Source organism: Pseudomonas sp. No.117 (genome assembly GCF_054558395.1).
In genome coordinates this window covers 203484-218047 of record NZ_BAAJNP010000002.1, presented here as the reverse complement: position 1 = coordinate 218047, position 14564 = coordinate 203484, and the positions used below count along the sequence as shown (strand labels likewise).

The window sequence follows — 14564 nt, the reverse complement described above, 5'->3', positions numbered from 1 at the left end:
TCCATGGGACGAGCGCCGAGGCGTACTGCTTTCCCACAAAGACACAAGATGGAGAGAAGACCTTGGACGAGTATGTAATTTCACTGGAACAGCTTGGCGTGCATGACGTCGAGCGTGTGGGCGGCAAGAACGCATCCCTCGGCGAGATGATCGCCAACCTGGCCGGCGCGGGCGTCTCCGTGCCGGGCGGCTTCGCCACCACGGCCCAGGCCTATCGCGACTTCCTCGAGCAGAGCGGGCTGAACGAGCGTATCCACGCCGCCCTCGATGCGCTGGACGTCGATGACGTCGTCGCCCTGGCCAAGACCGGTGCCCAGATTCGCCAGTGGGTCATGGATGCGCCCTTCCCGGAGCGCCTGGACGCCGAGATCCGCACCGCCTTCGCGCGGATTTCCGAAGGCAATCCCAACCTGGCGGTCGCCGTGCGCTCCTCGGCCACCGCCGAAGACCTGCCGGATGCCTCCTTCGCCGGCCAGCAGGAGACCTTCCTCAATATCCGCGGCGTCGACAACGTCATCCGCGCGGCCAAGGAAGTCTTCGCCTCCCTCTTCAACGACCGCGCCATCGCCTACCGCGTGCACCAGGGCTTCGACCACAAGCTGGTGGCCCTGTCCGCCGGCGTGCAGCGCATGGTCCGCTCCGAGACCGGCGCCGCCGGCGTGCTCTTCACCCTGGACACCGAATCGGGCTTCCGCGACGCGGTCTTCGTCACCGCCGCCTATGGCCTGGGCGAGACCGTGGTGCAGGGCGCGGTCAACCCGGACGAATTCTATGTCCACAAGCCCACCCTAGAAGCCGGTCGCCCGGCCATCCTCAGGCGCAACCTGGGTAGCAAGGCCATCAAGATGGTCTACGGCGAGGAAGCCAAGGCCGGTCGCTCGGTCCGTACCGTCGACGTCGAGCCTGCCGATCGTGCGCGTTTCTCCATCACCGACGCCGAGGTCAGCGAACTGGCCAAGCAGGCCCTGATCATCGAGCGTCACTACGGTCGGCCCATGGACATCGAATGGGCCAAGGACGGTGACGACGGCAAGCTCTACATCGTCCAGGCCCGTCCCGAGACGGTGAAGAGCCGCGCCAGCGCCACCGTCATGGAGCGCTACCTGCTCAAGGAAAAAGGCCAGGTACTGGTCGAAGGGCGCTCCATCGGCCAGCGCATCGGCGCGGGCAAGGTCAAGATCATCCGCGACGTCAGCGAGATGGATCGGGTGCAGCCCGGCGACGTCCTGGTCTCGGACATGACCGATCCGGATTGGGAGCCGGTGATGAAGCGCGCCAGCGCCATCGTCACCAACCGCGGCGGTCGCACCTGCCACGCCGCCATCATCGCCCGTGAGCTGGGGATCCCGGCGGTGGTCGGCTGCGGCAACGCCACCAGCCTGCTCAAGGACGGCCAGACCGTCACCGTGTCCTGCGCCGAGGGTGATACCGGCCTGATCTACGAAGGCGAGCTGGACTTCGACATCCGCCAGAGTTCGGTGGATGCCATGCCCGAGCTGCCGTTCAAGATCATGATGAACGTCGGCAACCCCGATCGCGCCTTCGACTTCGCCCAGCTGCCCAATGCCGGCGTCGGCCTGGCGCGCCTCGAATTCATCATCAACCGCATGATCGGCGTGCACCCCAAGGCGCTGCTCAACTACGACAGCCTGCCCTTCGACGTGAAGGAAAGCGTCGACAAGCGCATCGCCGGCTATCCCGACCCGGTCGGCTTCTATGTCGAGAAGCTGGTGGAGGGGGTGGCGACCCTGGCCGCGGCCTTCTGGCCGAAGAAGGTCATCGTGCGCCTGTCGGACTTCAAGTCCAACGAATACGCCAACCTCATCGGCGGCAAGCTCTACGAACCCGAGGAAGAGAACCCCATGCTGGGCTTCCGCGGCGCCTCCCGCTACATCAGCGAGAATTTCCGCGACTGCTTCGAGCTGGAATGCCGCGCCATGAAGAAGGTGCGCGAGGAGATGGGCCTGACCAACGTCGAGCTCATGGTGCCCTTCGTGCGCACCCTGGACGAGGCGGCGCGGGTGGTCGAGCTGCTGGGCGAGAACGGCCTCAAGCGGGGCGAGAACGGCCTGCGCGTCATCATGATGTGCGAGCTGCCCTCCAACGCCCTGCTGGCCGACGAGTTCCTTGAGCACTTCGACGGCTTCTCTATCGGCTCCAACGACCTGACCCAGCTCACCCTGGGCCTGGATCGCGACTCCGGCATCATCGCCCACCTGTTCGACGAGCGGAATCCGGCGGTCAAGAAGCTGCTGGCCAATGCCATCGCCGCCTGCAACCGGGCGGGTAAGTACATCGGCATCTGCGGTCAGGGTCCTTCGGACCATCCCGACCTGGCCAAGTGGCTGATGGAGCAGGGCATCGAGAGCGTCTCGCTCAACCCGGACTCCGTCCTCGACACCTGGTTCTTCCTGGCCGAAGGCAACGCCTGATCCTGACCGCGAGGCCCGTCATGGACGGGCCTCGCCCAGGCAGGATCCAGCCATTCATTATCGACGCGTGCCGCCTGCCCGCCAGTCAGTCACGCGCCGGATCGCTGACCGAGGGGGTCGCGATCCCTGGACGAGAAGGTAGATGCAGCAGTACGACAGCGATGTGGAACAGGGCCTCATCTATGGCTATCTCCTCGACGGCCGCGGCGGTGGGCGACGCCTCAGCCGCCGTGAACTGGCGGAGGTCGAGCCAGCGCCCAACGAAGTCCTGTGGTTGCACTGGGATCGCAGCGTCCCCGAAGCCCAGGCCTGGCTAAGGCAATCCAGCGGGCTCAGCGAATTCGCCTGTGACCTGCTGCTCGAAGAGGCGACCCGTCCGCGTCTGGTCGCCCAGCCCAACGACAGTCTCTTGCTGTTCCTGCGCGGGGTGAATCTCAATCCCGGGGCCGTACCCGAGGACATGGTTTCGCTGCGGGTCTTCGTCGACAAACGCCGGGTCATCTCGCTGCGCATGAGACCCATGAAGGCCGCCGCCGAGGTGCAGGAAGACCTGGAGGCGGGCATCGGTGCCCAGAGCGCCGAGGACCTGGTGCTCTACCTCGCCAGCTACATGACCAGCCGGGTCGACGACCTGGTGCGCGGCCTGTCCGATCAACTCGATAGCCTGGAAGAGCACGTCGACCAGGACGAGAACAGCCTGCCCGATCACGGCCAGGTCCTCACCCTCCGGCGGCGCTCGACAGGATTGCGCCGGTACCTCGCTCCCCAGCGCGACATCTATGCGGATCTGGCGCGCGGCAAGCCGGCCTGGTTCGTCGAGGCGCAGAGCCAGGGCTACTGGAGCGAATTGCACAACAGCCTGGTGCGCAACCTGGAAGAACTGGAGCTGATGCGCGAGCGGATCGCGCTGCTGCAGGAAGCCGAGCAGCGGGCCACCACCGAGCGGACCAATCGCACCCTCTACCTGCTGGCCATCATCACCGGCTTCTTCCTGCCCATCAGCTTCATCACCGGCCTGCTGGGCATGAACATGGGCGGGCTGCCCGGCTCTTCCTCGCCCTTCGGCTTCCTCGCGGCCTGCGTGCTGATCGGCGCCGTGGCGGTATTCCAGGTCTGGCTGTTCCGCCGACTCCGCTGGCTGTGACCCGTCTCCACCTCGCTGCGTCAAGTGAAAACGACCAGCGAGGTGCTCATGCACGATCCTTTCGAAGCGTCCCTCAAGGCGCTCCTCAATACCCCGGCTCACGCCCAGGACGAGGAGGGCGATGACCAGGCCCGCCTGCACCGTGTGCTCAAGACCGCCAACCGCCAGGTCGGTGCCGGTGCGCTGTTCGATCTGGTCGGGCGCCACTGGATGTCGGCCCTGTTGCTGGCGCTGGGCAATGGCGCCCCTCATATAAAGCCGCGGTCACGGCGCAGCACTCGTACCGCACCGTCCCCGGAGACTCCGACGTAGATGGAATTCGATATCTGGACCCAGAGCCTGCTGTCCGCCATGACCACCCTGTGGAGCAAGGTGGCGGGCTTCATCCCCAATGTCTTCGGTGCCCTGGTGGTGATCCTGGCCGGCTTCGCCGTGGCCAAGATCCTCGACACCGTCCTCTCCAAGGTGCTCGCCAAACTCGGGCTCGATCGCGTCCTCGCCGGCGCGGGAGTCACCAAGCAACTGGCCAAGATCGGCATCCGCATGCCGGTCACCACCCTGATCGGCCGGATCGTCTATTGGTTCGTGCTGCTGGTGTTCCTGGTCTCGGCCGCCGAGTCCCTGGGCCTGCAGCGCGTCTCCTCTACCCTGGACGTCATGGCGCTCTATGTGCCCAAGATCTTCGGCGCGGCCCTGGTGCTCATCGTCGGCGTCCTGCTGGCGCAGCTGGTCAGCGGCCTTGTGCATGGCGCCGCCGAAGGCGTCGGCCTGGACTATGCGGCGGGCCTGGGGCGCCTGGCCCAAGGGCTGGTCATCATCATTTCCATCTCGGTGGCGGTCGGGCAGCTGGAGATCAAGACCGAGCTGCTGAACCTGGTGATCGCCATCGTGCTCACCGCCTTCGCCCTGGCCGCCGCCCTGGCGCTCGGCCTGGGCAGTCGCGGGCTGGTGTCGCAGATCCTGGCCGGGATCTACGTGCGCGAACTCTATGAAGTCGGCCAGTGGGTGACCCTGGCGGACGTCGAAGGCGAGATCGAGGAAATCGGTACCGCCAAGACCCTCATCATGACCGAGGAGGGCGATATCGTTTCGATTCCGAACCGTCTATTACTGGAGGCCCAGGTGCGCAGTCGCTGACAGGCGCCGCGGAGATGGCTATCATGCCCGCCAATTTTTGGTAGCCAACTCCGTCTTGAACAAGCCTGCCCCCCATGCCTACGATCCGACCACGCTCAGCGATGAAGAGCTGGTCCAGCGTGCGCATGGCGAACTCTTCCACGTGACGCGGGCCTACGAGGAACTGATGCGCCGTTACCAGCGCACCCTGTTCAACGTCTGCGCCCGTTACCTGGGGAACGACCGGGATGCGGACGATGTCTGCCAGGAGATCATGCTGAAGGTGCTTTACGGTTTGAAGAATTTCGAGGGCAAGTCGAAATTCAAGACCTGGCTGTACAGCATCACCTACAACGAGTGCATCACGCAGTACCGCAAGGAGCGGCGCAAGCGCCGCCTGGTGGAAGCATTAAGCCTCGACCCGATGGAAGAAGCCTCGGAGGAACGAGCGCCGAAGCTGGAGGAAAAGGGTGGTATGGATCGCTGGCTGGTCCATGTGGGTCAGGTGGATCGGGAGATCCTGGTGCTGCGCTTCGTCGCGGAGCTGGAGTTTCAGGAGATCGCCGACATCATGCACATGGGCCTCAGCGCCACCAAGATGCGTTACAAGCGAGCACTCGACAAACTGCGTGACAAGTTCGCAGCTGAAGTTGAGGGCTGACCAGATGTGTCAGCCGTAAGGTTTTGAACTTCACGAAAACTTGTTGTCGAAGCCTCCGGAGATTGCCGGAATTAGTACCACTAAAATGGGGATACAAAGGATGAAACTGAAGAGCACCTTGGGCGTCGTGATCGGCTCCCTGCTGGCAAGCGCCTCGCTGAGCGCTCTGGCACAAGGTCAAGGCGCCGTTGAGACCGAGCTGTTCGGCAGCCGTCTGTTCACCGACAGCCAGCGCAACATGACCAACGCCGACCTGTACGGCGGTTCCGTTGGCTACTTCCTGACCGACGACGTTGAGCTGGCGTTGTCCTACGGTGAGTACCACAACGCCCGTGGCGACCACGACCTAGGCCACAAGAACATCAAGGGCAGCCTGGCCGCTCTGGACGCCTACTACCACTTCGGTCAGCCCGGCGTCGGCCTGCGTCCGTACGTGTCCGGTGGCTTCGCTCACCAGTCCATCAGCAACCGCGACATCAACGAAGGTGGTCGTGACCACTCCACCTACGCCAACGTTGGCGCCGGCCTGAAGTACTACTTCACCGAGAACCTGTATGCCCGTACCGGCGTGCAAGCCAACTACAACATCGACTACGGCGACACCGAGTGGAGCGCTGCTGTTGGTGTGGGTCTGAACTTCGGTGGTTCCACCAAGAAGGCCGTCGCTCCGGCTCCGGCTCCGGCCCCCGTTGCCGACGTCTGCACCGATTCCGACAACGACGGCGTCTGCGACAACGTCGACAAGTGCCCGAACACCCCGGCCAACGTCACCGTTGACGCTACCGGCTGCCCGGCTGCCGCTGAAACCGTTCGCGTCGAGCTGGACGTGAAGTTCGATTTCGACAAGGCCGTGGTCAAGCCCAACAGCTACGCTGACATCAAGAACCTGGCTGACTTCATGCAGCAGTACCCGCAGACCACCACCACCGTTGAAGGCCACACCGACTCCGTCGGCACCGACGCCTACAACCAGAAGCTGTCCGAGCGTCGTGCCAACGCCGTGCGTAACGTACTGGTCAACCAGTACGGCGTGCAGGGTGGCCGCGTGAACGCTGTTGGTTACGGTGAGTCCCGCCCGGTTGCCGACAACGCCACCGAAGCCGGTCGCGCTGTTAACCGCCGCGTAGAAGCCGAAGTCGAAGCTCAGGCCAAGTAATTCGCCTGATCCCGATGTGAAGAAGCCCGCCTTGTGCGGGCTTTTTCTTGTCTGGCGTTTCTTGCGCCCGATTCTGGTGCTTGTGCTGTAGGCATAAAAAAACCCCGCCGAGGCGGGGCTTTTTCATGGGGATGGATCAGCCGCGATCATCCGGGATGTCGCGCTGGGTCACGCCGGTGTACAGCTGGCGCGGCCGGCCGATCTTGTAGGGACCGGAGAGCATTTCCTGCCAGTGCGAGATCCAGCCGACGGTGCGCGCCATGGCGAAGATCACGGTGAACATGCTGGTCGGGATGCCGATCGCCTTGAGGATGATGCCGGAGTAGAAGTCCACGTTCGGGTAGAGGTTGCGCTCGACGAAGTAGGAATCCTTGCGCGCCAGTTCTTCCAGGCGCATGGCCAGTTCCAGCTGCGGGTCGTTGATGCCGAGTTCTGCCAGCACCTCGTCGCAGGTCTGCTTCATCACCGTGGCGCGCGGATCGAAGTTCTTGTAGACGCGGTGGCCGAAGCCCATCAGCTTGAACGGATCGTTCTTGTCCTTGGCCTTGGCCACGAACTTGTCGATGTTGGCGACATCGCCGATCTCGTCCAGCATCTTCAGTACCGCTTCGTTGGCGCCGCCGTGAGCCGGTCCCCACAGGGCGGCGATACCGGCAGCGATACAGGCGAAGGGGTTGGCGCCCGAAGAACCGGCCAGGCGGACGGTGGAGGTGGAGGCGTTCTGCTCGTGGTCCGCATGCAGGATGAAGATGCGATCCATGGCGCGCGCCAGCACCGGGCTGACCGGCTTTTCCTCGCACGGGGTGTTGAACATCATGTGCAGGAAGTTTTCCGCGTATCCCAGGTTGTTGCGGGGATACATCATCGGCTGGCCCATGGAGTACTTGTGCACCATGGCGGCCAGGGTCGGCATCTTGGCGATCAGGCGCATCGCCGAGATCTCGCGGTGATGCGGATCGGTGATGTCCAGGGAGTCGTGGTAGAAGGCCGAAAGGGCGCCGACCACGCCGCACATGATGGCCATGGGGTGGGCATCGCGGCGGAAGCCGTTGAAGAAGGTCTTGAGTTGCTCGTGAACCATGGTGTGGTTCTTGATGGTATCGACGAACTGCGTCTTCTCTTGCGCGTTCGGCAATTCACCCTTGAGCAGCAGGTAACAGGTCTCGAGGTAGTCGGATTTCTCCGCCAATTGCTCGATGGGATAGCCGCGGTGCAGCAGGATGCCCTTGTCACCATCGATGTAGGTGATCTTGGACTCGCACGAGGCGGTGGACATGAAGCCCGGGTCGAAGGTGAACACACCAGTGGAGGTGAGGTTGCGAACATCGATCACGTCCGGGCCGAGGGTGCCGGACATAACGGGCAGGTCAACCGGATCCGCTCCCGAGATGATCAACTGCGCTTTCTTGTCAGCCATTAGGCCTCCTTATTTTGCTTTGAAATCATCAATAAACCCTCCACTCAGGGCCTCGCCCACTATAGAGGGATAAATTTGAAAGTCAATTTACGAAAATATCACCCTAAAGGCTCTTTCTGGGCGGATTGTGCGGCGAAAAGACATTAACACGCAGGCTTCTGAATATCAGCTCGCGACGTCGGAATCGGGCATCCGCGTTTGTCATGAGTAGGCTAACTGTCTATAATTCTCGCCCGACCGTACCGGGTCGGCGAGCTGATGCCGAGCGGTCGACGCTTCTCTCCAGAAGCGTGTAGCAGATGTGGGATCTCCTATAACTAGCCCGACCGCAATTGGGCCCTCAGTGTGAAAGAAGCCGTGAATAGCAAACGACCTGTAAACCTAGATCTCAGGACCATCAAACTACCTATCACAGCTTATACCTCGATTCTTCACCGTATCTCCGGCGTCATCCTGTTCCTCGGCATCGCGGTAATGCTCTATGGGCTGCACCTGTCGCTGGGTAGCGAGGAAGGCTTCGGCCAGGTGAAAGCTTTTCTGGCCTATCCGCTGGTCAAGCTCGTGATCTGGGGTCTGCTGTCCGCGTTGCTGTACCACCTGGTTGCCGGCATTCGGCACCTGATCATGGATGGCGGCGCCGGTGAAACCCTGCAGGGCGGCAAGCTGGGCGCGCAGCTAGTGCTGGTCATTTCCGCAGTTCTGATCATTCTGGCAGGGGTTTGGGTATGGTAACCAACGTCACTAATCTTTCGCGTTCCGGTCTCTATGACTGGATGGCGCAACGGGTCTCGGCAGTCGTCCTCGCGGTCTACTTCCTGTTCTTGATCGGCTTCCTGATCCTTCACCCAGGGCTCACCTTCGAGCAATGGCACGGCCTGTTCTCCCACACCCTGATGCGCATCTTCAGCCTGCTGGCGCTGGTGTCCATCTGCGTTCATGCGTGGGTCGGTATGTGGACCATCTCCACCGACTACCTGACCACCATGGCCATCGGCAAGGGTGCTACCGCCGTGCGTTTCCTCTTCCAGGCGGTATGCGGGTTCGCGATGTTCGCGTTCTTCGTCTGGGGCGTGCAGATCTTCTGGGGTGTTTGATCTATGTCCACAATTCGTCATATCTCGTTTGATGCCATCATCGTAGGCGGAGGCGGCGCCGGTATGCGCGCGGCCCTGCAACTGGCCCAGTCCGGCCACAAGACCGCGGTGATCACCAAGGTCTTCCCGACCCGCTCCCACACCGTGTCCGCCCAGGGCGGCATCACCTGCGCCATCGCCTCGGCCGACCCGAACGACGACTGGCGCTGGCACATGTACGACACCGTCAAGGGGTCGGACTACATCGGTGACCAGGACGCCATCGAATACATGTGCTCCGTCGGCCCGGAAGCGGTCTTCGAACTCGAGCACATGGGTCTGCCGTTCTCTCGTACCGAGCAGGGCCGCATCTACCAGCGTCCCTTCGGCGGTCAGTCCAAGGACTACGGCAAGGGTGGCCAGGCCGCCCGTACCTGCGCCGCGGCCGACCGTACCGGTCACGCCCTGCTGCACACCCTCTATCAGGGCAACCTGAAGAACAACACGGTATTCCTCAACGAGTGGTACGCCGTGGACCTGGTGAAGAACCAGGATGGCGTCGTGGTCGGTGTCATCGCCATCTGCATCGAGACCGGCGAGACCGTCTACGTCAAGGCCAAGGCCACCGTGCTGGCCACCGGCGGCGCCGGCCGTATCTACGCCTCCACCACCAATGCCCTGATCAACACCGGTGACGGTGTCGGCATGGCCCTGCGTGCCGGCGTGCCAGTGCAGGACATCGAGATGTGGCAATTCCACCCGACCGGCATCGCCGGTGCCGGGGTACTGGTCACCGAGGGCTGCCGCGGTGAGGGTGGTTACCTGATCAACAAGCACGGCGAGCGCTTCATGGAGCGCTATGCGCCCAACGCCAAGGACCTGGCCGGCCGCGACGTGGTCGCCCGCTCCATGGTCAAGGAAGTGCTGGCCGGCAACGGTTGCGGTCCCGATGGCGACCACGTGCTGCTGAAACTCGACCACCTCGGCGAGGAAGTCCTGCACAGCCGCCTGCCCGGCATCTGCGAGCTGTCCAAGACCTTCGCCCATGTCGACCCGGTCGTCGCTCCGGTGCCCGTGATCCCCACCTGCCACTATATGATGGGCGGCATCGCCACCAACATCCATGGCCAGGCCATCACCCAGGACGCCAACGGCAACGACAAGATCATCGAGGGCCTGTTCGCCGTGGGCGAAGTGGCCTGCGTGTCCGTGCACGGTGCCAACCGCCTGGGTGGCAACTCGCTGCTGGACCTGGTGGTCTTCGGTCGTGCGGCTGGCCTGCACCTGGAGAAGGCGCTGAAGGACGGCATCGAGCACCGCGGTGCTTCGGAAAGCGACCTGGAAGCCTCGCTGCAGCGCCTGTCCGGCGTCAACGAGCGCACCACCGGTGACGATGTCGCCTCGCTGCGCAAGCAACTGCAGACCTGCATGCAGAACTACTTCGGGGTGTTCCGCACCGGCGAGTACATGCAGAAGGGCATCGCCGAGCTGGCCGACCTGCGCGAGCGCATCGCCAAGGTCAAGATCAACGACAAGAGCCAGGGCTTCAATACCGCCCGTATCGAAGCCCTCGAGCTGCAGAACCTGCTGGAAGTGGCCGAAGCGACCGCCATCGCCGCCGAAAACCGCAAGGAGTCCCGTGGTGCTCACGCCCGCGAAGACTTCGAAGAGCGTGACGACGAGAACTGGCTGTGCCACACCCTCTATTTCCCCGGTGAAAAGCGGGTCAGTAAGCGCGACGTCAACTTCGCGCCCAAGACCGTACCGATGTTCGAACCCAAGGTTCGGACTTACTAAAGGTGACCACCATGTTGAAAGTCAGCGTTTATCGTTACAACCCGGATCAGGACGGCCTGCCGTCCATGCAGGAGTTCCAGGTCGATACCGGTGGGAAGGACCTCATGGTGCTGGACGTCCTGGCTCTGATCAAAGAGCAGGACGAAGGCTTCTCCTACCGTCGTTCCTGCCGTGAAGGCGTCTGCGGCTCCGACGGCATGAACATCAACGGCAAGAACGGCCTGGCGTGCATCACGCCGCTGTCGGCCGTGGTCAAGAACGACAAGCTGGTCGTGCGCCCGCTGCCCGGCCTGCCAGTCATCCGTGACCTGGTCGTCGACATGAGCATCTTCTACAAGCAGTACGAGAAGGTGAAGCCGTTCCTGCAGAACGAGACGCCGGCGCCGGCCATCGAGCGTCTGCAGAGCCCGGAAGACCGCGAGAAGATCGACGGCCTGTACGAGTGCATCCTGTGCGCCTGCTGCTCGACCTCCTGCCCGTCCTTCTGGTGGAACCCCGACAAGTTCCTCGGCCCGGCTGCGCTGCTGCAGGCCTATCGTTTCCTGGCCGACAGCCGCGACACCAAGACCCAGGAGCGCCTGGCAGCCATGGACGATCCGTTCAGCGTATTCCGCTGCCGTTCGATCATGAACTGCGTGGCGGTCTGTCCCAAGGGGCTGAACCCGACCAAGGCCATTGGCCATGTGCGGGCGATGCTGCTGCAGAGCGGTACCTGATCCACGTCCCGCCCGGCCAGTTGTGCCGGGCGGGTTCGTTAGCGACCTTGATAGCTCGATTCAACCAATGTCCATTCAGGGATACCCGGAGCGTCATCCGGGCATTGGCGCAGCCGTAGTGAGGCCAGGTCTCTTGACGGGACTGGTCATCGGTTGATGCTATCTCTGCCGAAGGGGTGAACTAGATGCACGAAAGCCAGATGCAGCAACTGTGGGACAGCGCTCACCTGTCCGGCGGGAATGCTGCCTACGTGGAAGAGCTCTATGAGCTGTTTCTGCATGATGCCAACGCTGTGCCGGAAGAGTGGCGCACCTACTTCCAGAAGCTGCCCGCCGTTACCGGCAATTCGCCGGACGTCGCGCACTCCGCGATTCGCGATCATTTCGTGCTGCTGGGCAAGAACCAGCGGCGCGCCCAGCCGGTCTCGGCCGGTACCGTCAGTTCCGAACACGAGAAGAAGCAGGTCGAAGTCCTGCGTCTGATCCAGGCGTACCGCCTGCAGGGGCATCAGGCCGCCCAGCTCGACCCCCTGGGTCTGTGGAAGCGTCAGCCACCTGCCGATCTGCTGCTCAACCACTACGGGTTGACCGACGCCGACCTGGATACCACCTTCCGTACCGGTGAATTGTTCATCGGCAAAGAGGAGGCAACTCTCCGCGAAATCCGGGATGCGCTGCAAGAGACATATTGCCGCACGGTCGGTGCAGAGTTCATGCACATCGTCGATTCCGAAGAGCGCCGCTGGTTCCTGCAGCGCCTGGAAAGCGTCCGTGGCCGTCCCCAGTATTCGCCGGAAGTCCGCACCCATCTGCTGGAGCGTCTGACCGCCGCCGAGGGCCTGGAAAAGTACCTGGGCACCAAGTACCCGGGCACCAAGAGATTCGGTCTGGAAGGTGGCGAGAGCCTGATCCCGCTGATCGACGAGATCATCCAGCGCTCCGGCTCCTACGGGGTCAAGGAACTGGTGATCGGCATGGCCCACCGTGGCCGCCTCAACGTCCTGGTCAACACCCTGGGCAAGAACCCGCGCGACCTGTTCGACGAGTTCGAAGGCAAGAAGCTGGTCGAGCTGGGCTCCGGCGACGTCAAGTACCACCAGGGCTTCTCCTCCAACGTCATGACCCAGGGCGGCGAAGTCCACCTGGCGCTGGCGTTCAACCCCTCGCACCTGGAGATCGTCTCCCCGGTGGTGGAAGGTTCGGTGCGTGCTCGCCAGGATCGCCGCGGCGACCGCTCCGGCGACAAGGTCGTGCCCGTGGCCATCCACGGCGACGCCGCCTTCGCGGGCCAGGGCGTGGTCATGGAAACCTTCCAGATGTCGCAGACCCGCGCCTACAAGACCGGCGGCACCCTGCACCTCGTCATCAACAATCAGGTGGGCTTCACCACCAACCGCCAGGAAGATGCGCGCTCCACCGAGTACGCCACCGACGTCGCCAAGATGATCCAGGCGCCGATCTTCCACGTGAATGGCGACGATCCCGAAGCGGTGCTGTTCGTCACCCAGCTGGCGGTCGACTACCGGATGCAGTTCAAGCGTGACATCGTCATCGACCTGGTCTGCTACCGCCGTCGCGGCCACAATGAGGCCGACGAGCCGAGCGGCACCCAGCCGCTGATGTACCAGCAGATCGCCAAGCAGCGCACCACCCGCGATCTCTACGCGGATGCCCTGACCCAGGCCGGCGTGGTCACCGCCGAGCAGGTCCAGGCGCAGTTCGAAGCCTACCGCGGCGCCCTCGACGAGGGCCGTCACGTGGTGGCGAGCCTGGTCAAGGAGCCCAATCGCGACCTGTTCGTCGACTGGAAGCCCTACCTCGGCCATGCCTGGACCGCCCGCCACGACACCGGTTTCGATCTGAAGACCCTGCAGGACCTGGCCAACAAGCTGCTGCAGATCCCGGAAGGGGTCGTGGTCCAGCGGCAGGTCGGCAAGATCCTCGAGGATCGGCAGAAGATGACCGCCGGCGGCCTGCCGCTGAACTGGGGCTTCGCCGAGACCATGGCCTACGCCACCCTGCTGCACGAAGGCCATCCGATCCGCATCACCGGCCAGGACGTCGGCCGTGGCACCTTCTCCCACCGCCATGCGGTGCTGCACAACCAGAAGGACGCCGTGCCCTACGTGCCCCTGCAGCACCTGGCTGAGGATCAGCCGTCGTTCGAGATCTACGACTCCTTCCTGTCCGAGGAAGCGGTGCTGGGCTTCGAATACGGCTATGCCACCACCACGCCCAACGCGCTGGTGGTCTGGGAAGCCCAGTTCGGTGACTTCGCCAACGGTGCCCAGGTCGTCATCGACCAGTTCATCACCAGTGGCGAGATCAAGTGGGGTCGTCTGTGCGGCCTGACCATGCTGCTGCCTCATGGCTACGAAGGCCAGGGTCCGGAGCACTCGTCGGCTCGTCTGGAGCGTTACCTGCAGCTCTGCGCCGAGCAGAACATCCAGGTCTGCGTGCCGACCACCCCGGCGCAGATCTACCACCTGCTGCGTCGCCAGGTCATCCGCCCGCTGCGCAAGCCGCTGGTGGTGCTCACGCCCAAGTCGCTGCTGCGCCACAAGCTGGCCATCTCGACCCTGGAAGACCTGGCCCATGGCTCCTTCCAGACCGTGATCAACGAGCTGGATCAGCTCGACGCCCAGCAGGTCAAGCGCCTGGTGCTGTGCAGCGGCAAGGTCTACTACGACCTGCTGGAAAAGCGCCGCAGCGAGAATCGCCAGGACATCGCCATCGTGCGCCTGGAACAGCTCTACCCGTTCCCGGAAGACGATCTGGCCGAGGTCCTGGCTGGCTATCCGAACCTCGAGCGCGTGGTCTGGTGCCAGGAAGAGCCGATGAACCAGGGTGCCTGGTACTGCAGCCAGCATCACATGCGCCGTGCCGTGTCCGCCTACAAGCCGGGCCTGGGCCTGGAGTACGCGGGTCGCGATGCCTCCGCCGCGCCGGCGTGCGGCTATGCCTCCATGCACGCCGAGCAGCAGGAAAAACTGCTGCACGATGCTTTCTCCGTTTGATTCGCCACGCGACTACTAGAGATCACTAAGGAAAT

At 63.3% G+C, this 14564-nt stretch carries 12 protein-coding genes; 11 read left to right on the top strand and 1 reads right to left on the bottom strand.

Annotation, left to right across the window (positions count from 1 at the left end):
* The first annotated feature begins 62 nt into the window (after positions 1 to 62).
* From ppsA to ACYJP6_RS04500, 6 genes are all read left to right on the top strand, one after another.
* Positions 63 to 2432, top strand: coding sequence for a phosphoenolpyruvate synthase (gene ppsA, locus ACYJP6_RS04525; protein WP_459473743.1), 2370 nt, complete (start codon positions 63 to 65; stop codon positions 2430 to 2432).
* Between the two features lie 142 nt (positions 2433 to 2574).
* Complete coding sequence (locus tag ACYJP6_RS04520) at positions 2575 to 3576, top strand: zinc transporter ZntB (protein ID WP_459473741.1); 1002 nt, start codon at positions 2575 to 2577, stop codon at positions 3574 to 3576.
* 48 nt (positions 3577 to 3624) lie between these two features.
* Positions 3625 to 3888, top strand: a complete 264-nt coding sequence (locus tag ACYJP6_RS04515) for a CrfX protein (RefSeq protein WP_459473739.1) — start codon at positions 3625 to 3627, stop codon at positions 3886 to 3888.
* The gene (locus ACYJP6_RS04510; protein WP_459473738.1) at positions 3889 to 4713 is read left to right on the top strand and encodes a mechanosensitive ion channel family protein; all 825 of its coding nucleotides are present in this window, start codon (positions 3889 to 3891) and stop codon (positions 4711 to 4713) included.
* Positions 4714 to 4768: 55 nt separating this feature from the next.
* Positions 4769 to 5353: an RNA polymerase sigma factor SigX gene (gene sigX / locus ACYJP6_RS04505; protein ID WP_007159259.1), complete on the top strand. Its 585-nt coding sequence runs from the start codon at positions 4769 to 4771 to the stop codon at positions 5351 to 5353.
* Positions 5354 to 5453: 100 nt separating this feature from the next.
* Entirely contained in the window at positions 5454 to 6509 is a 1056-nt protein-coding gene (locus ACYJP6_RS04500; protein WP_459473736.1) for an OmpA family protein, read from the top strand.
* Between the two features lie 136 nt (positions 6510 to 6645).
* Here the strand turns inward: ACYJP6_RS04500 and gltA are convergent, their stop codons facing one another.
* Complete coding sequence (gene gltA / locus ACYJP6_RS04495) at positions 6646 to 7926, bottom strand: citrate synthase (protein WP_145005055.1); 1281 nt, start codon at positions 7924 to 7926, stop codon at positions 6646 to 6648.
* Between the two features lie 345 nt (positions 7927 to 8271).
* On the opposite strand from gltA, the gene sdhC reads away from it, so the two are divergent.
* The 5 genes from sdhC to ACYJP6_RS04470 all read left to right on the top strand — a co-directional run bounded on the left by sdhC (position 8272) and on the right by ACYJP6_RS04470 (position 14529).
* Positions 8272 to 8658 (top strand): succinate dehydrogenase, cytochrome b556 subunit, encoded by a 387-nt coding sequence (gene sdhC / locus ACYJP6_RS04490; protein ID WP_167348559.1) that lies wholly within the window; start codon positions 8272 to 8274, stop codon positions 8656 to 8658.
* On the top strand, positions 8652 to 9020 hold the full coding sequence (gene sdhD / locus ACYJP6_RS04485; RefSeq protein WP_017638892.1) for a succinate dehydrogenase, hydrophobic membrane anchor protein: 369 nt from the start codon (positions 8652 to 8654) through the stop codon (positions 9018 to 9020). The genes sdhC and sdhD overlap by 7 nt, the downstream gene beginning before the upstream one ends.
* Positions 9021 to 9023: 3 nt before the next feature.
* Positions 9024 to 10796 (top strand): succinate dehydrogenase flavoprotein subunit, encoded by a 1773-nt coding sequence (gene sdhA, locus ACYJP6_RS04480; protein WP_145005058.1) that lies wholly within the window; start codon positions 9024 to 9026, stop codon positions 10794 to 10796.
* A gap of 11 nt (positions 10797 to 10807) precedes the next feature.
* Positions 10808 to 11512, top strand: coding sequence for a succinate dehydrogenase iron-sulfur subunit (locus ACYJP6_RS04475; RefSeq protein ID WP_007159253.1), 705 nt, complete (start codon positions 10808 to 10810; stop codon positions 11510 to 11512).
* A gap of 185 nt (positions 11513 to 11697) precedes the next feature.
* Positions 11698 to 14529 (top strand): 2-oxoglutarate dehydrogenase E1 component, encoded by a 2832-nt coding sequence (locus ACYJP6_RS04470; RefSeq protein ID WP_459473732.1) that lies wholly within the window; start codon positions 11698 to 11700, stop codon positions 14527 to 14529.
* Positions 14530 to 14564 lie beyond the last annotated feature (35 nt).

What these genes read in the sequence shown, in the direction of transcription:
- ACYJP6_RS04520 (WP_459473741.1), top strand. Translation starts at nt 2,575, where the DNA reads ATGCAGCAGTACGACAGCGATGTGGAACAGGGCCTCATCTATGGCTAT.
- ACYJP6_RS04515 (WP_459473739.1), top strand. Translation starts at nt 3,625, where the DNA reads ATGCACGATCCTTTCGAAGCGTCCCTCAAGGCGCTCCTCAATACCCCG.
- ACYJP6_RS04510 (WP_459473738.1), top strand. Translation starts at nt 3,889, where the DNA reads ATGGAATTCGATATCTGGACCCAGAGCCTGCTGTCCGCCATGACCACC.
- ACYJP6_RS04500 (WP_459473736.1), top strand. Translation starts at nt 5,454, where the DNA reads ATGAAACTGAAGAGCACCTTGGGCGTCGTGATCGGCTCCCTGCTGGCA.
- gltA (WP_145005055.1), bottom strand. Translation starts at nt 7,926, where the DNA reads ATGGCTGACAAGAAAGCGCAGTTGATCATCTCGGGAGCGGATCCGGTT.
- sdhD (WP_017638892.1), top strand. Translation starts at nt 8,652, where the DNA reads ATGGTAACCAACGTCACTAATCTTTCGCGTTCCGGTCTCTATGACTGG.
- sdhA (WP_145005058.1), top strand. Translation starts at nt 9,024, where the DNA reads ATGTCCACAATTCGTCATATCTCGTTTGATGCCATCATCGTAGGCGGA.
- ACYJP6_RS04475 (WP_007159253.1), top strand. Translation starts at nt 10,808, where the DNA reads ATGTTGAAAGTCAGCGTTTATCGTTACAACCCGGATCAGGACGGCCTG.
- ACYJP6_RS04470 (WP_459473732.1), top strand. Translation starts at nt 11,698, where the DNA reads ATGCACGAAAGCCAGATGCAGCAACTGTGGGACAGCGCTCACCTGTCC.